16 protein-coding genes and 1 tRNA gene are annotated in these 19,590 nt (G+C 66.2%); 9 read left to right on the forward strand and 8 right to left on the reverse strand.

Translation table 11 applies throughout. The annotated features are described in order from the left end of the window. Window positions 1-7 precede the first annotated feature (7 nt). Window positions 8-1,378 carry a DUF1552 domain-containing protein gene (locus Spa11_RS03600; protein WP_145107979.1) on the forward strand — a complete coding sequence of 457 codons (1,371 nt, stop codon included), beginning with the start codon at window positions 8-10 and terminating at the stop codon, window positions 1,376-1,378. A 421-nt stretch (window positions 1,379-1,799) separates the two neighbouring features. Here the strand turns inward: Spa11_RS03600 and Spa11_RS03605 are convergent. The 5 genes from Spa11_RS03605 to Spa11_RS03625 form a co-directional block, all read right to left on the reverse strand. Then, window positions 1,800-1,873, reverse strand: a tRNA-Pro gene (locus tag Spa11_RS03605). Window positions 1,874-1,989: 116 nt separating this feature from the next. Continuing rightward, on the reverse strand, window positions 1,990-2,403 hold the full coding sequence (locus tag Spa11_RS03610; RefSeq protein WP_145107986.1) for a type II toxin-antitoxin system VapC family toxin: 414 nt from the start codon (window positions 2,401-2,403) through the stop codon (window positions 1,990-1,992). Further along, window positions 2,400-2,666: a hypothetical protein gene (locus tag Spa11_RS03615; protein ID WP_145107989.1), complete on the reverse strand. Its 267-nt coding sequence runs from the start codon at window positions 2,664-2,666 to the stop codon at window positions 2,400-2,402. Before Spa11_RS03615 ends, Spa11_RS03610 begins: the two co-directional genes overlap by 4 nt. A gap of 191 nt (window positions 2,667-2,857) precedes the next feature. Next, complete coding sequence (locus Spa11_RS03620) at window positions 2,858-3,844, reverse strand: ParB/RepB/Spo0J family partition protein (protein WP_145107994.1); 987 nt, start codon at window positions 3,842-3,844, stop codon at window positions 2,858-2,860. Further along, window positions 3,841-4,584 (reverse strand): ParA family protein, encoded by a 744-nt coding sequence (locus Spa11_RS03625; protein ID WP_145107997.1) that lies wholly within the window; start codon window positions 4,582-4,584, stop codon window positions 3,841-3,843. The genes Spa11_RS03620 and Spa11_RS03625 overlap by 4 nt, the downstream gene beginning before the upstream one ends. 212 nt (window positions 4,585-4,796) lie before the next feature. On the opposite strand from Spa11_RS03625, the gene Spa11_RS03630 reads away from it, so the two are divergent. Continuing rightward, window positions 4,797-5,618, forward strand: coding sequence for a hypothetical protein (locus Spa11_RS03630; protein ID WP_145108000.1), 822 nt, complete (start codon window positions 4,797-4,799; stop codon window positions 5,616-5,618). A gap of 145 nt (window positions 5,619-5,763) precedes the next feature. On the opposite strand, the gene Spa11_RS03635 is transcribed toward Spa11_RS03630, so the two are convergent. The 3 genes from Spa11_RS03635 to Spa11_RS03645 form a co-directional block, all read right to left on the reverse strand. Further along, a complete protein-coding gene (locus tag Spa11_RS03635; RefSeq protein ID WP_145108003.1) occupies window positions 5,764-6,408 on the reverse strand; it encodes a DinB family protein in 645 nt (214 codons plus the stop codon). A 149-nt stretch (window positions 6,409-6,557) separates the two neighbouring features. Continuing rightward, entirely contained in the window at window positions 6,558-7,919 is a 1,362-nt protein-coding gene (ahcY, locus tag Spa11_RS03640; protein ID WP_145108006.1) for an adenosylhomocysteinase, read from the reverse strand. A 196-nt stretch (window positions 7,920-8,115) separates the two neighbouring features. Further along, window positions 8,116-8,790 (reverse strand): phosphoribosylanthranilate isomerase, encoded by a 675-nt coding sequence (locus Spa11_RS03645; RefSeq protein ID WP_145108009.1) that lies wholly within the window; start codon window positions 8,788-8,790, stop codon window positions 8,116-8,118. Between the two features lie 232 nt (window positions 8,791-9,022). Here Spa11_RS03645 and Spa11_RS03650 point away from each other — a divergent pair, with 232 nt between their 5' ends. The 7 genes from Spa11_RS03650 (at window position 9,023) to Spa11_RS03680 (ending at window position 19,584) form a co-directional block, all read left to right on the forward strand. Continuing rightward, complete coding sequence (locus Spa11_RS03650) at window positions 9,023-10,594, forward strand: ExeA family protein (protein WP_145108011.1); 1,572 nt, start codon at window positions 9,023-9,025, stop codon at window positions 10,592-10,594. 243 nt (window positions 10,595-10,837) lie between these two features. Further along, window positions 10,838-11,776, forward strand: coding sequence for an SDR family oxidoreductase (locus tag Spa11_RS03655; protein ID WP_145108014.1), 939 nt, complete (start codon window positions 10,838-10,840; stop codon window positions 11,774-11,776). A gap of 252 nt (window positions 11,777-12,028) precedes the next feature. After that, window positions 12,029-12,232 carry a CsbD family protein gene (locus tag Spa11_RS03660; RefSeq protein WP_145108017.1) on the forward strand — a complete coding sequence of 68 codons (204 nt, stop codon included), beginning with the start codon at window positions 12,029-12,031 and terminating at the stop codon, window positions 12,230-12,232. A gap of 356 nt (window positions 12,233-12,588) precedes the next feature. Then, window positions 12,589-13,359, forward strand: a complete 771-nt coding sequence (locus tag Spa11_RS03665) for a polyprenol monophosphomannose synthase (protein ID WP_145108020.1) — start codon at window positions 12,589-12,591, stop codon at window positions 13,357-13,359. Window positions 13,360-13,879: 520 nt separating this feature from the next. Then, window positions 13,880-15,934, forward strand: coding sequence for a 6-phosphofructokinase (locus Spa11_RS03670; RefSeq protein WP_145108024.1), 2,055 nt, complete (start codon window positions 13,880-13,882; stop codon window positions 15,932-15,934). A gap of 363 nt (window positions 15,935-16,297) precedes the next feature. Then, a complete protein-coding gene (locus tag Spa11_RS03675) occupies window positions 16,298-17,533 on the forward strand; it encodes an aldo/keto reductase (RefSeq protein ID WP_145108027.1) in 1,236 nt (411 codons plus the stop codon). A 206-nt stretch (window positions 17,534-17,739) separates the two neighbouring features. Next, the gene (locus Spa11_RS03680) at window positions 17,740-19,584 is read left to right on the forward strand and encodes a polymorphic toxin-type HINT domain-containing protein (protein ID WP_197529711.1); all 1,845 of its coding nucleotides are present in this window, start codon (window positions 17,740-17,742) and stop codon (window positions 19,582-19,584) included. The last annotated feature ends 6 nt before the right edge of the window (window positions 19,585-19,590 follow it).

A 19,590-nucleotide genomic window follows, 5' to 3' on the forward strand; every position in this document is an offset into this window, starting at 1 on the left:
CGCCCCGATGAACGAAGCCCTCCGCCTCGATCGCCGCCGCTTCCTCCAGAGCGTCGGCGCGTGTCTCGCCCTGCCGGCGCTAGAGTCGCTCGGCGCGCGCACGGCGCTGGCCTCAGCGGGCGCCGCCGAAACAGCCGGCGCCGTGACGGCGACCGGCGCGCCCTTGCGGACCGCGTTCATCACCTTCCCCAACGGCGCGATCCCCGCCGCCTGGGCGTCGAGCGGTGAAGGCGCCGCGCTCGCGCTCGGCAAGACGCTCAAGCCGTTGGAGTCGGTCCGCAACCTCGTCCAGGTCTTCGGCGGCCTCGACCTCGAAGCGGCCCTCGCCGGCCCCGACGGCCCCGGCGACCACGCCCGTGGCAACGCCGCCCTGCTGACCACGGTGCGGCTCAACAAGAGCGCGTCGGACCTGCGTGTGGGCGTCTCGATCGACCAAGAGATCGCCGGAAAGGTAGGCCAACAGACGCGGCTCCCGTCGCTCGAACTCTCCGGTGACCGCGGCCCACGGAGCGGCGCCTGCGACTCGGGATACGCCTGCGCGTACCAGTACAACGTCTCGTGGAAGTCGCCGACCACGCCGATGGCGCCCGAGCACAACCCGCGGCTGGTGTTCGAGCGGCTCTTCGGCGAAGGCGCCCCCGGCCAGCGCGCCGAGAGCCTCGCCCGCCGCCGCGCCGAGCAGCGATCGGTGCTCGACTTCGTGATGGCCGAGACCGAGTCCCTCAACCGTAAGGCGAGCGTCGCCGACCGCCAGAAGCTTGACGAGTACCTCACGGCGGTGCGCGAGATTGAACGCCGCATCGAGGCGTCCGAGCGCTTTGCCGACGCCCCCGACCCGGGGCGCGAGGCGCCGCAAGGAATCCCCCGTGCGTACGAGGAGCACATCGCCCAGATGTTCGACTTGCTCGTGCTCGCCTTCGAGACCGACTCGACGCGCGTCGCCACGTTCCAGCTCGCCCACGACGGGAGCAACCGCAGCTTCGACCACATCGGCATCAGCGAAGGCCACCACGAGCTGACGCACCACCGCAACAACCAAGAGTGGGTCCGCAAGATCGAAGAGATCGACCGCTGGTACGTCCAGCAGTTCGCGCGGTTCCTCAAGGCGCTCGACGAGAAGAAGGACGCCGACGGCAAGTCGATGCTCTACAACTCACAGATCGTCTACGCCAGCGGCAACTCCGACGGCAACCGCCACACGCACGTTGACTTGCCGGTCGTCCTCGCCGGCGCCGGCGGCGGCGCGTACAAGACCTGTCGCCACGTCAACCACGGCGCGACGCCCCTGGCGAACTTGTACCTTCGTATGGCCCAGAACGCCGGCGTCACGGGCCTCGAGCGCTTCGGCGACTCCACCGCCGCGCTCACGAACGTGTGATCGTAGCGCCGGTAGTCGCGTCCCATTTCGAGTGTCGGCGAGCCGGCGACGCAAGTCGTCGGAGGGGAGCGGGCACCAAGGTTCCACCGACGACTTACGTCGCCGGCTCGCCAACGCCGGTTCGCCAACAGAGCAGTCGGCGCTAGCCGCAGGTGGCGACGGGTCCCCGGCGCCCTCCGGTCACTCACGTTCCCGGCTCGCCTTTTAGAGCAGACGACATCTGAACGTCACGGCTCAGACGCTACGGTAAGGCGAAGCTTGCTCGAAACCCCGCGCGTGGCGAGATCATGGCGCTAGCCACGTCGAGACCGCCAGAAATACCACACGTGGCGAGATCCATGGCGAAGCCATGTCGAGACCGCCAGAAATCCGCGCGTGGCGAGGTCTTGGCGAAGCCAAGCCGAGACCGCCAATAATCAAGTCGGGGCGACACGATTCGAACGTGCGACCTACTGGTCCCAAACCAGCCGCGCTACCAGGCTGCGCCACGCCCCGCTCTACAAGCCTGGGGCTGAACGCCGCAGGCTTGAGAGACCCGACATCTTACGCGGCCGGGCGGTTCGCCACAACGAGGGGGAGCCTGCGGCGCCCCTTCCTTTGGCGCCCGGCGTTCAGTCGGGCAGAAGCCGCAGCGGCGCGCCGGACGCGAGGCGGTAGACCGAGAAGTCCCGGCGGTCGAGTGTGAACACCGTGTCGATCTGCAAGGTCTCCGCCAGGTAAACGAGACTGGCGTCGGCCAGCTGGGGCCGCAGATCGCGGTAGTTCTGAAGGAAGGCGTGGAGCCACTCGGCCGCCGTCGCGTCGAGATGAGCGACGAGGATGTCCCCGCCCGTGACCATCCGGAGCAGATTCTCGACCCCGGGTTGGTCACGACGCAGCAGCCAAGCCGCCTCGGTGAGCACCGGCCAGGTCGTGATCGGCGGCGCTGTCAGCGTCGCGGCCATGTCGCTGCACCGTTCGTGCTGGGCGTCTTTGTGGCTCAGCAGGGCCACCAATGGGCCGGTGTCGATGAGGACGGCGGTCACGGCAGCGCCGAACCGCTGACCCCGAATCCGTTCATGTAGTCGGGGTTGGTGCTGAGATCGACCGGCAAGGAGCCGCAACTCCCGAGCACTCCCGAGTCGAGTATCCGGTCTCGGAGGCTCCGACCTTCGGCAAACACGGCGGCGGGTTGGACGCGCGGGCCTTGCTGAAACCGCCAACGCAACAACGCCTCTTCAAGGGAGGACGCTTCCTCCGCTTTGGCGTAGTCGTAGAACTGGTCAAGTTCACTCTTGTCGATGGCCATCGATCGATCCTCCAGCTGTACCCTAACAAGCCGGTGAAGGGCTCGCCACAGCGAAGGCGACGGCCGGCCATGAAAGGGCTGTGGGAGGGGTCTCCAGACCCCGATTTCGCGCACCATGCCGTTTCGGATGGACGCGGTCATCGGCGTCTAGAGACCCCTCCCACAGGAGAGGGTTTCGGATTCTGTTGGGCTCAGGCCGCGTTGGTTACCGGCTGCCCCTCGCCCCGGAGGATCGCCCGCAGGCGTTCGAACTCGTCGGCGTCTTTGAAGTGGAGGGTGATCTTGCCGGCGCCCTTGGCGTTTTGGCTGAGGGCGACCTTCGTCCCAAGGGCCGTGGTCAGCTCTTGCTCGAGTGCGGCGATCTGCTCGCTGCGGGTGGCGCCGGGTTGGCGGCTGACGCCGTCGTCGCCGACGACGCGGAGGCCGCCTTGCGCTGCCTCCTGCACCAGCTCCTCGGTCTTACGGACCGTGAGGCCCTCGCTGCTGACGCGCTTGGCGAACGTCGTCTGTTGGTCGGCGGGGAGGCCGAGGATGCTCTTGGCGTGGCCGGCGGTCAGCGCGCCGTCGATCACCATCTGCTTGACCTCTTGCGGCAGCTCCAACAGACGCACGAGGTTGGCGATCGTGGCGCGGTTGATGTGGATCCGCCTACCGAGCTCTTCCTGCGTGCAGTCGTACTCACGCAGGTAGCGGTCGAAGCTGGTCGCTTTTTCGATCGCGTTGAGGTCGGTGCGTTGGAGGTTTTCGACGATCGCCAGCTCGGCCGTCTCGCGGTCGTCGCAGGCGCGGACCTGGACGGGCACGCGTTGCCAACCGGCGGCCTGGGCGGCTCGGAGGCGGCGTTCACCGGCCACCAGCTGGAAGCGGCCGTCGAGGCGACGCACCAAGAGCGGTTGGAGCACGCCGTGTTCGCGGATCGAGTCGGCGAGGTCGGCGATCTGCTCCTCGTCGAAGTGCTTCCGCGGTTGGAAGGGGTTGGCCTCGATGACGCCGATGTCGAGCCAGCGCTGGCCCTCCTCGTCGCGCGACATCACGCCCGGGTCGACGAAGTTCTCTGCCTCGCCGATCGGCTCGCCCATCGGATCGGTGGCTTGTGGAACGGGGGGGTGGCCTTGTTCGTCCAGCGAACGGCCCAGCAAGGCTTCGAGACCGCGACCCAAGCGACGTTGGCTGCTCATGGCGACAGCACCTCCTGACAGATTTCGATATAGGCCCTAGCGCCGCGCGAGCGGCAGTCGTATTGAAAAATCGATTGGCCGTGGCTGGGGGCCTCGGCCAGGGCGACGTCCCGCGGCACGACGGTCTGGAAGACCGCCTCGCCGAAGAAGTCACGCACCTCGCGCTCGACCTCGTGGGTGAGCTCGAGGGTTGGGTCGTGCTTGGTTAGCAGGATCCCGCCGAGCCGCAAACGGCTGTTGCGGCGGGTCATCACCCGCTTCACGAGCTCGATCATTTGGGTGAGCCCCTCCATGGCGAAGTACTCGCACTCGAGGGGCATCACCACTTCATCAGCCGTAGCGAGGGCCGTCTCGGTGAGCGTCCCCAGCGACGGCGGGCAGTCCACCAGCACGGCGTCGTAGACGCTAAGGCTCGCCGCCAGGTGGTCCGCGACGAGGCGCGACTCGCCACCGCCGGCAGTCGCCAAGTGGTCGACGTCGTGGAAGCTGCGGCTGCCGGGGAGCAGCTGCAAGCCCTCGATGTCGGTCGCCTTCACGGCTTCACGGATCGGGGTGCGTTGGACGAGCGGGTGCCGCGCGGTGGGCTCGCCGCCGATGGCGCTCGTGGCGTTGCACTGCGGGTCGAGGTCGATCAGCAAGGTCTTGCGACCCGACGCCGCCAGCGCGGCGGCGAGGTTCACCGCGGTGGTCGTCTTGCCGACGCCCCCTTTTTGGTTCGCGATACAGAGGACGCGGCCCATGGCGGTGGAGGGGCTGGGGGCTGAGGGGTTAGGGGCTTAGGGAACGCGCTGCCGCGAGTCGCGTCGTGTCGACGCGGTGAAACCGCAACGCGACCCGCGTCGTCCCGATCGCGGCGGCGGAGGTTAGCGGCCCCCGGGGTGAAAGGGAACGTCAGTTGGCGGTTGGTCGTCTATGCTGGCGCCACCGATCGCCTCCACACGATTCCGTAACGATGAACGAGTACGCAACCTCGATCGCTCGGACGCCAGGGATCCCTCGTGCTCGATCACGATGGCATGGCCGAGGTCTGGCGCCGTTCGCCGATCTGTATGGGGAGAATCTGATTTGTCGAATCGCGGTGGCGGGGGGCCTCTATCCGCTGGTGGCATTTGGACTCTGGATGGGGATAGGGCTCCTTCTGCAACTCGCTAGCGGAAACTTCGCCGGCTTTGGCGCCGCCATCGCGGGGGCGCTGGTGGGACTTGTGGCGGCGGTCTTCATGTTTGTGATTGGGCTTGCCTACGCCGGGCTGGTCGCGATTTTTACGGTCCCGATCTGCGCACTGGTTTTGCGTTTGCTCGCCAAGCCGCTGGCCCGGGACACCCAGGGGAAGCTCGCCGGCGGCCTCGTGGCGTACCTAACGACCCTCCCCGCCGCGCTCGGCGCGTCGCTGATGGCGACCGACACCTTCGACTTCCTCCCCGCCCTCTTCGTCTTCGCCCACTGCGGCCTCGCCATCGCCATGGGCCAGGCCGCCGGCTGCCTCGCTGCGGTGGCCGAGGTCCGCCGCCGGCGGCGCGGACGTCTGACGTCGTCGGGTCTGCGGTTCGGCGTCTGGCAACTCTTGGCTCTGACGGTCCCGGTCGCGGTGGTGCTCAGCCTCCTGAAGGCGGCCGACATGCTGAACCCGCCGATGGCCCTGACGTCGATCGCCGCGGCGTTCTGCGCGGTGGCGACTTGGCAGCCGGTGACGTGGCTGGTGAACCGCTGGCTCGATCGGCGGCTCGCCAAGCGTCGTCGGCGACGCACTAAGGAAGCCACCTGGTACCGCTAACCCTAGTGCCACTCAACTCAGGCGCCCCGCGCTTGTTCCACGTGGAACAAACCACCGAGACGACGCCGACCCGTTGTTCCACGTGGAACACCCAGAGGCCGCGAGCGGCAAATTGTTCCACGTGGAACCAGCGCCGGCAGCGGGGTCACTCCGCGGGCCAATCCGCCAGCTCGAACTTCTTCTTGACGTTCCCCGTGTGCTGGTCGTAGTGGACAGCGACGATCTCGAGCAGCTTGCGGAGGGTCATCCGGCCTTGCCCGACGGGCTTGTCGAGGTCGTGGCCATCCAACAGGTAGGCGTGCCCGCTGACGTAGTCGTCGATCCGCTTCATCTGTTCGGCCTCTTCGGCGCCGGTCCAGTCGAGATGGGCGGCGACGTAGTCGTCTGGCATTTGCTTGGGGTTGATCCGGATCGCCTTGTGATGCTCGGGGTCGAGGGTTGCGTAGGCTTGCGAGAAGAACCCCAGGTGGGTCGCCGCCAGATGCTCCGCGTTCCAGCGTGGCGTGTGCGAGCCGTCTGACGGTCGCCAGTTCATCTGCGCAGCCGAGAGCGGCTCGAAGACTTCGCGCGAAGACTTGCTCGCCTCCTGCATCTTCTTGAGGAGCTCCGCCAACTCGCCGGTCGGCTTCCACTCGGCTTTGTCTTCCGGGGGCGTCGGCAACTCAAGCTCCGCCGTTCGCTCCGCGACCGTCCCCTCCACAACTGGCGCCTGGGCGCCCGACGGCGTAGCGCACGTGAGGAACGTCACCACAATCACAACAAGGAGCATCAACCAAGCGGCGGATCGCATCGCGGTCTCCTTCGAGCAGGTAGGGCGTCGAGGAGTTCATTATAACGGATCCGGTGGCCAAATAAAAAAAGCCACCGGCCGTAGCCGGTGGCTTCGTAGTTCGTCCTTAAGCCTGATGCCTCAGGCCGCAAGCCTAATACCGCCCACTCTCAATAACGATAGTGGTCCGGCTTGTACGGCCCTTCGACCGGGACGCCGAGGTAGTCGGCTTGGTCTTGCGTTAGCTTGGTCAGCTTGACGCCGATCTTCTCGAGGTGCAGGCGGGCGACCTCTTCGTCGAGGCGCTTCGGCAGGCGGTAGACCTGGTTCTCGTACTCGCCGTTGTTGTTCCAGAGCTCCATCTGGGCGAGCGTCTGGTTCGTGAACGAGTTGCTCATCACGAAGCTCGGGTGGCCCGTGGCGCAGCCGAGGTTCACCAGCCGGCCCTTGGCCAGGGTGAGGATCGAGCGGCCCGTGTCCTTGAACGTGTAGCGATCGACGGCGCCTTCCTTCTCGGTCTTGATGACCTCGCTGGTCGCCTTGCCGGCCTTCACCTGGGCCTCGAGCCAGGCGATATCGATCTCGGTGTCGAAGTGGCCGATGTTGCAGAGGATCGCGTCCTCCTTCATCTGGACCATGTGCTGGCCAAGGATGATGTCCTTGTTGCCGGTCGTCGTGACGAAGAGGTTGCCCTCGGAGCAGGCCTCTTCCATCGTCGTGACTTCGAAGCCTTCCATCGCCGCTTGCAGGGCGTTGATCGGGTCGATTTCGGTGACGATCACCCGGCAGCCGTACGAGCGGAGGCTGTGGGCGCAGCCCTTGCCGACGTCGCCGTAGCCGCAGACGACCGCGACCTTGCCGGCGAGCATCACGTCCGTGGCGCGCTTGACGCCGTCGGCGAGCGACTCGCGGCAGCCGTACAGGTTGTCGAACTTGCTCTTGGTGGCCGAGTCGTTGACGTTGATCGCCGGGACCGCCAGGCGGCCCTGCTTGAGCAGCACCTCGAGGCGGTGGATGCCGGCGGTGGTCTCCTCGGACAGGCCCTTAATGCCGGCCAGCAGCTCGGGGAACTTGTCGTGGACCATGGCGGTGAGGTCGCCGCCGTCGTCCAGGATCATGTTGAGCGGCTCGCCCGACGGGAAGGCGAACAGGGTCTGCTCGATGCACCAGTCGAACTCCTCGTTGGTCTCGCCCTTCCAAGCGAAGACCGGGATGCCGGCCTTAGCGACCGCACAGGCGGCGCTGTCCTGGGTGCTGTAGATGTTACAGCTGCTCCAGGTGACCTCGGCGCCCAGGGCGGTCAGCGTCTCGATGAGCACGGCCGTCTGGATCGTCATGTGCAGGCAACCCGCGATCCGGGCGCCGGCCAGCGGCTTGGTCTTGCCGTACTTCTCACGGAGGGACATGAGGCCCGGCATCTCGTTTTCGGCGAGGCGGATCTCTTGGCGGCCGAACGCGGCCAGGCGCTCGAACTCCGCGGGCGTGCAGTCCAGAACTTTGTAGGGGAGCTTCGCGGTTTCGGCAGTCGCCACGGCAGAACCTTCTTCGGGAGGGATGATTGGTGAGACTCGTAAGGATAAACGTCGCGGGGGGAGGGCTCAACCGGTGAAGTTGTGGCGGAGCGGCCCTGCGCGGGGATAGCGGCTGTGGATTCACTCCGAGGGCGGACGCTTCCCGGCTCGCAGGCGGCGAACCGATCATCTGGTTCACAGCGCTAACGCTTCCTCCTCAGCGGAGAGCCCGACGCGCCGCCGCAATAAACGACCGGACCATCTGCTGGTCCTTCACACCGGGGCTCACTTCGACCCCCGACGCCGTATCGACGCCATCGCACCGGCTAACCGCGATCGCCTCGGCGACGTTAACCGGCGTCAGCCCGCCGGCCAGGATCAAGGGCGTCGGCGCCAGCACCCCCCGCTCGGCGGCGACCCGCGGCCAGTCGAGCCGGTGGCCCGAGCCGCCGTAGACGACCTCTTCGCCGGGGGCGACTTTCACCGACGCGTCGAGGAGCATCGCCGCCAGCGGTCGACCCAAGTCGCCGCAGGCGTCGCGGTAAGCCGCAGCCTCGGCCAAGCCCGCCGCCCCGATCCGCGCCGCACGGATCACCGGCACGCCGTGCGGTAATTCGTTGACGAACTCCGCCGGCTCATCGCCGTGGAGCTGGATGGCGCCCAACGCGACCGCCGCCACCACCCGGGCAATCTCCGCCGCCGACGCGTTCACAAACACGCCCACCACCACCGGCCCGCCGTCGACGGCCCGGGCGATCTCCATGGCGGTTTCGACCGAAACGCTCCGCGGGCTCTTGGCGTAGAAGTTCAGCCCGATCGCGTCCGCGCCGGCCTCGGCGGCGACAACGGCGTCGTCGTGTCGAGTGATTCCGCAAATCTTGATTGTGAACATTCGATCACTTTGCTGTGCGCGGCTGTAGCGAGTCGCGTCGGCCCGACGCGGTCCACGCAACGCTTACCTTTTCTCGTGCTAGCAGCGCCGGCGACGCAATGCCACGGCGCCCGGGGTCAAGCAGAACCGCCCGTATCGCCGATGGCAATGACGGTCGTCCGCGCCAACGATTCGCGGTCGCGCCCCCCTTGCCGCTTTCCGGTGACGCCTCACCGCTTGGAGTAACGCCCCGATGCCGTCGCCCTCGCTCTCGCTGACCGTCTCGCAACGCGCCTTCCCGGCCCACCCGCGCGCCGACCGCTACTTCGCCGCCGCGACGAGCGAGGCCGCCCGCCGTCGGCTGTTGCAATGCCTAGTGCGTGGCGACGGCCCCGCGCTGCTGCTCGGCGCGCCGGGCGTCGGTAAGACGATGCTGCTGGAGGTCCTCTCGGCCGACCTCGCGCAGCAAGGCCTGTGCGTCGTGCGGCTGGCGAGCACGCAGCTCTGTACCCGCCGCGCGCTGCTGCAAGCGATCCTTCACGGCCTCGGCGCGCCGTACCGGGACCGCGAAGAGGGCGAGCTGCGTCTGGCGTTGACCGACCTGCTGAGCGACACCACCGCCACGGGCGAGGGCGTCGCCCTCTTGGTGGACGAGGCTCAAACGCTGCCGGTTCGCTTGCTCGAAGAATTACGGGTGCTAGCGAACGTCGCCGTCGATGGCGCGCCGCGGCTGCGGCTGATGCTCGCGGCTACCCACGCCCTCGACGAGGCGTTCACCGCGCCGGAGCTCGACGCGTTCAGCCAGCGGATCGCCGCGCGGTGCTATCTCGATCCGTTGAACCGCGACGAGACGGCCCGCTACGTCCGCGCCCATATCGCCGTCGCCGGCGGGGACCCGGACCGGCTGCTCGCCCACGACGTGTACGAAACGATCACCCGCGCCAGCGATGGGCTCCCGCGGCTGATCAATCAGGTGTGCGACCGGGCGATCGTGATGGCGACCGAGCAGGACCGCGCCGTGATCGACGCCGCCGCGATCAGCGAGGCGTGGAGCGACCTGCACCAGCTCGCCGCCCCGTGGCAGTCGCCCGCCTCGGCGCGGCTCGCCGCCGCGTCGCAGCCGCAGGCCGAGAGCGACTCGTCCGTCGAGTTTGGCGTGCTCGACGACGAAGAGTACGCCGCGGCGCCGCCCGCTCCGCAGGGCGATTGGAACGCCGGCGACAAGCTTCACGAAGTCGCCGCCGCGTCGCCGGCCGCTGAGGCGTTCGATGACGGCGATGAGTCGTTCGAAGAAGAGGACGACGATCTGCCGTGCGTCGCGTACGCGTTCCCCGGCGCCTCGACGCGCTTCGACGAAGAAGAGGAAGCGCTCTTGCGAGAGGCGGACGACCTCTTCAACGAAGTCGCCTCGGCGTCGCAGGCCCCGAGCGAGAAGGCGCCCGCAGGCCAGCCGCAGCCGGTTTCAGAGTCAAAGCAAGCCGCGAAGGCGCCGCAAGCGACGCGCGACCCCTTCGACGAAGAGTTCGACGAGGAAGAGATCGTCATCGATCCGTTCGCCGAACTCGAGCGGGTGATCCCCGCGGCGCCGGTGGTGACAAGCAAGCCGAGCGACCTCGGGCGGGCGCTGGCGGCGATCGACGCGGCGGTCGATGGCCTCTTGGCCGACGAGGCCTTCTCCGCACAGCCCAAGGCGCCGGCGCCTAAGCCGTCGGTGGTCGCCGCCGCCGAAGATGACATCCTCATCGTCGAGACCGAAGACGGCCCGAAACCCGAAGCGCGGCGTGAAGAATACGCGCAGCTGTTCGCGAATCTGCGGCACGGTTGAGGCAGCGTTGAGATAGCGCAGTGCGCTGGGAGCCGGAACGCGTCAGCGCCCGGAGTCGCCTCGGGTACCCGCTTCACTCTTGGCGCTAGCGCATTCCGGCTCCCCGTCACTTGGTTGGGCTGTTGGCTCGTAAGCGGGTACCCGCCACACGCCGGTCGCCAACGCTTCCCGCTTACCGGCTTGGTGGTAAGCTGTCGCGGTCTTGAAGATTTGTCCGCAATCGCCCCCACCTCGTACTCTCCGATGGCCAACTACCTCGTCACCGGCGGCGCCGGGTTCATTGGCTCGCACATCACGACGGCGCTCGTCGAGCGGGGTGATACGGTCACCGTGCTCGACGACTTGTCGGCGGGGTTTGAGAAGAACCTCGGACACTTGAAGGGGAAGGTCCGCTTCGTCGAAGGGAGCGTCACCGACCCCGTCGCGGTGCGTAAGGCGGTGGAGGGCTGCGAAGTCGTCTATCACGAAGCGGCGATCGCTAGCGTGCCGGCGAGTCTGCGGACGCCGCTGGAGTCGCACGCCGCCTGTATGACGGGGACCGTCAATGTGCTGAACGCGGCCCGTGAAGCCGGCGCGCGGCGCGTCGTGATGGCGGCGTCGGCGGCCGCTTATGGGGACCAGCTGTCGGCGGCCAAGCGGGAGAGCGATCCGCCCAAGCCTTTGTCACCCTACGCGGCGTCGAAGCTGGCCAGCGAGTTGTACTGCCAGGCGTTCACCGCGTCGTTCGGTTTGGAGACCGTCGCGCTGCGGTACTTCAACGTCTTCGGGCCGCGGCAAGACCCGGCGAGCGAGTACTCGGCAGTGATCCCGATCTTCGTCACGAAGATGATCGCGGGCGAACGGCCGACCGTCTTCGGCGACGGCATGCAGTCCCGCGACTTCGTCTACGTCGATGACGTGGTGCAGGCCAACCTGCTAGCGGCCGACGCCCCGGCCGCGTCGGGCCGGGTGATCAATGTCGGCACGGGTCGGCACACGACGCTGCTCGACCTGATCGCGGCGATCAACGCTGCGCTCAAGACGAAGGTCGAACCCGTCTTCGCCCCACCGCGCGAGGGGGACATCCGCGAAAGCCTCGCCGACATCACGCTAGCGCGGACGCTGCTCAAGTACGAACCGAAGGTCCCGTTCGCCGCGGGCCTCATGCAATCGATCGAGTACTACAAGTCGATCGCGAAGTAGCACGCTGGTTGCGATCGCTTCGGGTGGATCGCTCGCCGACCACCCTGCCGGCGCCGTGCGAACTGGCCGTAAAGCAAAGTACGCGTCTCCTGCGCCGATTCTGAGCGCCTTGCCGATGCTCCGCCTTCGTGCAGAGCGTCCTGTTCATAGCGACTCGTCGGGTTGGCACGTTTCGTGCTCGTCTTCGAGGCAATCATCGTGCGCCGACTCTCGGCAGTGCACAAATAGCCAACACATCAAAGGGGTGCGACCATGAATTGGGATACGATCGAAGGCCAGTGGACTCAGACCAAGGGCCAAGTGAAGGAGCAGTGGGGCAAGCTCACCGATGACGACCTCGCCACCATAAACGGCAAGCGCGACCAGCTTGTCGGCAAGGTGCAGGAGCGTTACGGCGTCGCCCGCGAAAAGGCGGAGCAGCAGGTCAGTGACTTCGAGAAGTCGTGCAACTGCTAAAGACGCCAATCACCTCGATGACGCTCTGAGGAGCGGCCAACGCGACACGTAGCGGACGGAGAACTAGCCATGACTGCGAGCCGATTCGGCGCCGGATCAGAACCACCTGCCGGACCCGACGACCCAAAACCTTCCCCGCCTGCGCCCGACTACGTGCCGCCGCGGCCCCCTCACCCGGGACCGGCCAAGCCCGGCGATCCTCCCGATCGTCCGATGCAGGACCCGCCGGCGTCGCCACCCGCGCCCGATCCGCCGGGACCGATGCGTCCGATGGCGTAGCAGGCTACCTGCTCGAGATGTTGCTCCAGATGGGCGCCCGCTCGACGTGAAGTGTCTTTGCGTCCATCATCGGGCCCATGCCGACCCCGAAGACCCTGGTAGCCGTCGCCACGTACAACGAGCGCGACAACCTGCCGTCGCTAATCGACGCCATCGAAGTCGCGTTACCCGACGCCGACATTCTCGTCATCGACGACAACTCGCCCGATGGCACGGGCGCTTGGGTGGAGGACCGCGCTGCAGTTGATACGCGGGTGCGTGTCGTGCACCGGGCGGGAAAGCTCGGCCTCGGCACAGCGACGTTCGCCGCGATGCGCGTCGCGATCGATGAGGGCTACGACGTTGTCTGCACGCTCGACGCCGATTGGAGCCACCCGCCTGAAAAGCTGCCTCAACTCGTCGAGCTGATTGCCGACAGCCGACAGCCGACATCCGACAGCCCCTCCATCGCCATCGGCAGCCGTTACGTCCGCGGCGGGCGCATCGAAGGCTGGCCGCTGAAGCGGCACGTCGCCAGCCGCATGGTGAACGCGGCCGCCCGATTTCTGTTGCGTCTGCCGACCCGCGACTCTAGCGGCGCGTTTCGAGCCTATCGCGTTGAGGTGCTGCGCGGTTTGGACTTCGACTCGATGCGCGGCACGGGTTACGCCTATCTCGAAGAGATCCTCTGGCGGCTGAAGCGTCGCGGCGCAAAGTTCGTGGAACTGCCGATCACCTTCACCGAACGCCGTGCCGGGGCCTCGAAGATCAACGGCCGTGAGGTGCGCCGGGCGATGGCGTTGCTCTTCCGACTCGGCATTGCCGAGTGGACCGGACGGGATTTGCCGCCCGTCTCGGCGAATGAATGAGGAATGAGACGCGCAGGCTAGCCCCTACTAGACGCGCTTCACTCAGCCTTGTCGCTTCTAGCCTCGCGCAGAGACGCGGAGACGCAGAGTTGGATGTCTTCAAGACTCACGCCAAGGCGCTAAGCCGCAAAGGACGCACTCTTGCGCGACCGTCGCGGATGCGATCATTCCTTACGGACTTTGTCTTTGCGCCTTGGCGGCTTCGCGTGAGTCTTCTCTGCCTACCCTCTGCGTCTCCGCGACTCTGCGCGAGACGCTACGGCAAAACGAAGAACGCTATAGCCGATGGTGTACGGGCGCCGCTTCTCTCCGGGCGCTGACGGCTCGCCTTTGGTGAGCGTGGCGGAATAATCCGCATGATCGGCCCAAGCCGTACGCGTTTGGGGGCGAATCCCCTTCGACCATTGCGGATTTCTTCAACGTCCGTTGGCGCCGCGACGGGTGACCTAGCGTTGCCCAGTCTCATCTCCTGCGCGCTGCGGCCCTCCGCGAGCCCAAACTTCCTGCACGAATCGTCTCCATGAGCAAGCAACGAATTGGCATCCTCACCTCGGGCGGCGACTGCCCCGGTCTCAATGCGGTAATCCGCGGCGCCGTGAAGGCGTCCCACCAGTTGGGGTACGACTGCGTCGGCTTCCTAAAGGGTTACGAGGGCCTCTACGACCCGGTGCAGTACGTCCACCTCACCCCCAGCAGCACCCGCGGCATCCTGAGCCAGGGGGGCACTATCCTCGGCTCCACGAACAAGGGCCGCTTCGCCGCGACCGTCGGCGTGCAGGACCGTCAGGAGATCGAGCCCTACTTGATCGAGGGCGTCAAGAACACCATCGAGCAGCTCGGCATCACGGGCCTCGTGTGCGTCGGCGGCGACGGCTCGCTTGCGGTCGCCCAGCAGTTCCACGAGCAAGGCATCCCCGTCGTCGGCGTCCCGAAGACGATCGACAACGACTTGTCGGCGACCGCATTCACGTTCGGCTTCGATAGCGCTGTCGAGTGCGCGACCGACGCGCTCGACCGGCTGCACACGACCGCCGCCAGCCACGAGCGGATCATGGTGCTCGAGGTCATGGGCCGCCACGCAGGGTGGATCGCGCTGCACGCCGGCATCGCCGGTGGCGGCGACGTGATCTTGCTGCCCGAGATCGAGTGGAACTGGGACCACGTCTGCCACAAGATCCTGCAACGCGAAAGCCAGGGCAAGAAGTTCACACTGGTCGTCGTCGCCGAAGGCGCGCACCTGCCGGGTGGCGACCTTGTTGGCGAGCAACGCAGCGGCGCGCAGATGAAACTCGGCGGCATCGGCCGCACCGTCTGCGACGAGATCGAGCACCGCCTGCAACGCGAAGTGCGGTTGAGCGTGCTCGGCCACCTGCAACGCGGCGGCCAGCCGACGACCTTTGACCGGGTGCTCGCCACGCAGTACGGCGCGCACGCGGTGCGTCTAGTTCACCAGAAGAAATTCGGGGAGATGCTCTGCTACCAGCCGCCGGAAATGACCAGCGTGCCGATCATGGAGGCGGTCAACGTGCTGCGTCGCGTCGATGTGAATGGCGCCGCGGTGCAAGCCGCCCGCGCGCTGGGCATCAGCTTCGGCGATCGCCCCGTCAACGAGGTCGGCTTCGAGCTGTTCGATACGATTGAATCGGAAACGACGGCGCCGGCTCATGCCGAGCAGATCGAAGAGTACACGGACGAGTTCACCGAACAACTAGAGACGCCCGCGGTTGAAGTCGCATCCGAGCCAACGCCGGTAATGGAGGAGGCCGTCGCGTCTGTCGAAGAGCCGGCTGTCGTTGAAGAAACGCTTGCTGTTGAAGAAGCGGCGGAAGTCGAAGAGACCGAGCCCGCTATCGAAGTGCCCGCCAGCGAAGAGCCCGTCATCGAGAAGACGGTCGCCGCTTCGGTAACTTCTCTCGCAACAGAGGCAATCGAGGAAGAAGAGGCCGCCGAAGAGATCGCCGATTCGCTGCTCGACCTGGTGGCCGACGCCGACGAGATGATCCACGGCGCCGTTGAGATCGACGCCGCTACGATCAACGCTGCGGAGACCGAGTCGGTCGAAGCCGAAGACGTCGACACCGAGATGCCTGAGACGGACGGGTTGGAGGCGGACTCCCTCGAATCCGAAGAGCCCGGGTTAGAACAGGCAGCCGATGACGCCGAGGAAGTTGGCGTCACGGCGCCAAAGTCACTCGAAGAGGGTCTCGAGGTGGATTCGCCGGCGTTGTCGCTGGACGAAACCGAGGCAACATCCACAGCCGAGGAAACGGCGGGGCCCGAAGCCGCCGAGAAGTTGGCGGTCGATCTCGAAGCCGTCCAGGCCGAGCTCGCTGAGAAAATCGCCGACGCCGCCAAGGCCAAACGTGACGCGGCGCAGGTCGAGACGATCGCCGAGCCCGATGCCGAGTCGTTATCGGTCGCCGATCTCGTCAAGCAGAAACTCGCATCGATGAGCCCGACGGCGAAGGCCGCTGCCGAGAAGCCCGAACCGACGAAGTCGGTGCTCGACGAGCCACACGGGGAAGACTTGGTTGCAGACGCCCGAGCAGCGCTCGAAGAGGCGCTGGCGAAGTAGGCGATTCGCTCGAAGTTGAACCAACGATCAGGGCGGCGTGCTGAGGCACGCCGCCCTGTTCTGCTTTGTAGCGACGAATCTCTAGCGACAAAGTCGCGCGCAAATTCCCTCCCTTGCAGGGAGGGGCTAGGGGAGGGTGAAACGCTTCGAGCGGAGCAACGATTGAGTACCGATCAGCCGCGGAAATCGGTACACAACCGGACCATGGTTACGGACAGTCCAGACCCTCCCCTAACCCCTCCCTGAAAGGGAGGGGAACAACAACGAGGCTTTGCCTCGGGAAGGCGCTGCCCCGCTTGGCGAGTCGATGCGTAGCGGCGACGATGGGCGTTCCCTTCCAACGCCCCTCTTGATGCCCCCGCCATGCAGTACCGCCGATTCGGTCGAACCGAGCTGTCGATGCCCGTCTTTAGTTGTGGCGGGATGCGCTATCAGCAGACTTGGGACGACGCGACGCTCGACGTGGTCGAGGACGCCAATCAGCAGAACCTGCGGGCGACGATCCACCGCGCGATCGAGCTGGGGATCACGCACATCGAGACGGCCCGCGGCTACGGCACCAGCGAGCGGCAGCTGGGGTTGGTGCTGCCGGAGATTCGCGCGACGCGGCCGGTCGAGGCGAAGGGCGGACCCGACGGTTTGATCGTCCAAACCAAGATCGCGCCGCACGCCAACCCGAAGGAGTTCCGCCGCCAGGTGCTCGACTCGCTTGACCGGCTGAAGACAGACTACGTCGATCTGCTCGGCCTGCACGGCATCAACACGTACGAGGTCTTCTGGCACGCCGTGAAGCCCGGTGGGTGTTTGGAAGAGGCGCGGAAGCTGCAGCGTGAGGGACGTGTCGGGAGCGTCGGCTTCTCGACGCACGGGCTCACCGACTTGATCGTCGATGCGGTGAACTACCAGGGCGCGGGCGGTTTCGACTACGTGAACCTACACTGGTACTACATCAACCAGTGGAACTGGCCCGCGGTCGAGGCGGCGACGAAGAACGAGGTCGGCGTGTTTATTATCTCGCCGAACGACAAGGGCGGGCTGCTCTACAAGCCGTCGGACAAGCTCGTCGAGTTGTGCCAACCGTTGCACCCGATTGTCTTCAACAGTTTGTTCTGTCTGCGGCGGCCGGAGGTGCACACCCTGAGCCTCGGCGCCTCGCAGCCGAGCGACTTCGACTTGCAGGTGTCGTCGCTACCGCTGCTCGACAAAGCGGACGAGCGTCTCGCGCCGATCCTCGCGCGGTTGCGGCGGGCGATGGTCGAGGCGGTGGGTGAAGACGTGGCCGATCACTTCCGCGACGGGCTCCCCACTTGGGAGGAGGGCGATAACGCCGGCTATATCAACACCCACATCGTGCTCTGGCTGCGGAACCTGGCGCTGGCGTACGACCTCACCGAGTACGGCAAGATGCGCTACAACCTGCTGGGGAACGGCGGCCACTGGTTCTCGGGCCTCAACGCGGCGCACCTCGACACAATGCCGACTGAGCGATTGGAGAAGGCCTACAAGGACTCCCCGTTCGCCGACCGGATCGCGGGCTGGCTACGCGAAGCCCACGAGTTGCTTGGCGGCGCCGAGGTGCAACGTCTCGGCCGCGATTAAGCGTGCGTGGCGAGCCGGCGACGTGAGTCGTCGGTAGGGTCCTGGTACCCGCTTCCCACCGACGACTCACGTCGCCGGCTCGCCGTCGTTTTGCTTGGTGAGAATCGCGGCGCGCAAAACCGCAAGCATTTTGCGGAATAATCGCCGCGGCGGCGTGCGAAACAGGTGCCAGACACGCCCTTACTTCGCGGCTTATGGAGACTGCCATGCGTGATTGTGTGCGAGTTCTGATCGCGGCGCCGGCTCTGGCTGCCCTCGTTTTCAACAATGCCCAAGGCGCCCCGAGCGCCCAGAGTCGCACCGCCGACGATTGGTACGCCCAAGCGGTCGAGGCGACGCTCGCCGGCGACCTGGAGGGCCGCCAACAGGCCCTCGACGCGGCGATCGAGGTTGACCCCCAGCACGCCCCTTCGCGCGGCGAGCGCGGCGAGGTGAGAGACGGCGACCGCTGGGTCTCGGCCTGGTACGCGCAGCGGCTGGCGGCCGACGACGCCGACCGTGAGGCCTACCTGGACCGCCTTCAAGCGATCGACAACACGCCTGCCGCCCACGCCCGGATGGCGAAGTGGTGCGACAAAGTAGGGCTGACGCCTGAGGCTCGGCCGCACTTGGTTGCAATCCTTAACAGCGATCCAGATAACGCTGTGGCGCTGGAAGAGTTGGGCCTTGTGCGTCGAGACGGACAGTTACTCGACGCCGAAGTGATCGCGAAAGCGGACGCACGCAAGGAAGAACTTGTCAGGTCAGCTAAGGATTGGGAAAAGCGCTTCCGGCGCTTCGAGTCGAAGCGTCACCTAGACGAAGAAGAACTCGGACGGATAAGGGAGGAACTGGACGTCGGCGCCATCGAGCCGATCGAGAATCGGATCGCCATGCTATCGCAAACGAGCGATCCTGAGCTGGCCGAGCGTCTCGAACTCTTGGTTCAGGCTTTTCTGAAACGATCCATCGCGTTGCCCGAGATCGAGGTGACGGCCTCCCTGAGTCGTATTGCAATTTTCGGCGGCGATTCGCATCGCGCTGCGGCGATCAAAACGCTCGAGAGTCGGCCGAAGTTCGATGTGATGCCAATGCTGCTCTCGCATCTCATCGCGCCGGTTGATAGCGACCATCGCATCACCCGAGACGTTCAAGGCAACGTTATCTACCAGCACCGGCTCAAGCGCGAGAACGCGGAGCATGACGAGATTCATGACCGCAACCGCACGGCGTCCGTTGGCGTCGGCATCAACTCGGCGGCGCCGCAAGGATTCCGTTCCTACACGACAAGTGAGGCGTTGTATCTGGCAGCGATCCAAGCCCGATTTGAAGGCGTCAAGCAAGCCATCGAGTACCAGACGGAGGCTGAAATAACGAACGCGGCGGTAGCAGCGCACAACGCGATCGCAGAGGAGTTTAATAGCCGCATAGAGGAGGCTCTGACGCAGGTGGCGGGCCGGTCGATGGGGGAAACACCACGCGAGTGGTGGGAAGCGTGGCGTCGATTCTCCGGGTACGATACCTACGATCGCGGGACAGAACGCACCTACGATGTGACCTACACACACCAGCGGGTGACGGCGACGCCCACCTACGAACGTATTCCACCACCGCCACCCGGCCAACGCTGCGAATGCTTCGTCGCCGGCACGCCGGTGTGGACGCGGGACGGGAAGCAAGCGATCGAGACGCTTAAGGCCGGTGACCTCGTGATGGCGCGGGACCCGCATCGTGGCGGCATCGTCTACCGTGTCGTCACCGAGACGACGGTCCGTGAGCCGAGCCCGATGGTCGAGGTCGTCGCCGGCGGCGAGTCGATCCACGCCACGGTGGGCCACCCGTTCTGGGTGATCGGCAGCGGCTGGACGATGGCGAAGGAACTGAGCGAAGGCGATATCCTCAGCACGATCGACGGCCCGGTCGTGGTCTCGTCGGTCAACGAGTACGAGAACGCGACGGCGTACAACCTCGTCGTCGAAGGCGCGGCGAACTACTACGTCGGCGAGCACGGCGTGCTCGTGCACGACAACACGCCGCGCGTCCCCGCAGTGGGTCTCGTCGCGCGACGCTAACGATCA

The organism is Botrimarina mediterranea (assembly GCF_007753265.1).
In the GTDB taxonomy this organism is placed as follows: Bacteria; Planctomycetota; Planctomycetia; order Pirellulales; family Lacipirellulaceae; genus Botrimarina; species Botrimarina mediterranea.

Coding starts and splice junctions, on each gene's coding strand:
- Spa11_RS03600 (WP_145107979.1), top strand. CDS start 8: ATGAACGAAGCCCTCCGCCTCGATCGCCGCCGCTTCCTCCAGAGCGTC.
- Spa11_RS03615 (WP_145107989.1), bottom strand. CDS start 2,666: ATGGCCATCGACAAGAGTGAACTTGACCAGTTCTACGACTACGCCAAA.
- Spa11_RS03620 (WP_145107994.1), bottom strand. CDS start 3,844: ATGAGCAGCCAACGTCGCTTGGGTCGCGGTCTCGAAGCCTTGCTGGGC.
- Spa11_RS03625 (WP_145107997.1), bottom strand. CDS start 4,584: ATGGGCCGCGTCCTCTGTATCGCGAACCAAAAAGGGGGCGTCGGCAAG.
- Spa11_RS03630 (WP_145108000.1), top strand. CDS start 4,797: ATGAACGAGTACGCAACCTCGATCGCTCGGACGCCAGGGATCCCTCGT.
- Spa11_RS03635 (WP_145108003.1), bottom strand. CDS start 6,408: ATGCGATCCGCCGCTTGGTTGATGCTCCTTGTTGTGATTGTGGTGACG.
- Spa11_RS03645 (WP_145108009.1), bottom strand. CDS start 8,790: ATGTTCACAATCAAGATTTGCGGAATCACTCGACACGACGACGCCGTT.
- Spa11_RS03650 (WP_145108011.1), top strand. CDS start 9,023: ATGCCGTCGCCCTCGCTCTCGCTGACCGTCTCGCAACGCGCCTTCCCG.
- Spa11_RS03655 (WP_145108014.1), top strand. CDS start 10,838: ATGGCCAACTACCTCGTCACCGGCGGCGCCGGGTTCATTGGCTCGCAC.
- Spa11_RS03660 (WP_145108017.1), top strand. CDS start 12,029: ATGAATTGGGATACGATCGAAGGCCAGTGGACTCAGACCAAGGGCCAA.
- Spa11_RS03665 (WP_145108020.1), top strand. CDS start 12,589: ATGCCGACCCCGAAGACCCTGGTAGCCGTCGCCACGTACAACGAGCGC.
- Spa11_RS03670 (WP_145108024.1), top strand. CDS start 13,880: ATGAGCAAGCAACGAATTGGCATCCTCACCTCGGGCGGCGACTGCCCC.
- Spa11_RS03675 (WP_145108027.1), top strand. CDS start 16,298: ATGCAGTACCGCCGATTCGGTCGAACCGAGCTGTCGATGCCCGTCTTT.
- Spa11_RS03680 (WP_197529711.1), top strand. CDS start 17,740: ATGCGTGATTGTGTGCGAGTTCTGATCGCGGCGCCGGCTCTGGCTGCC.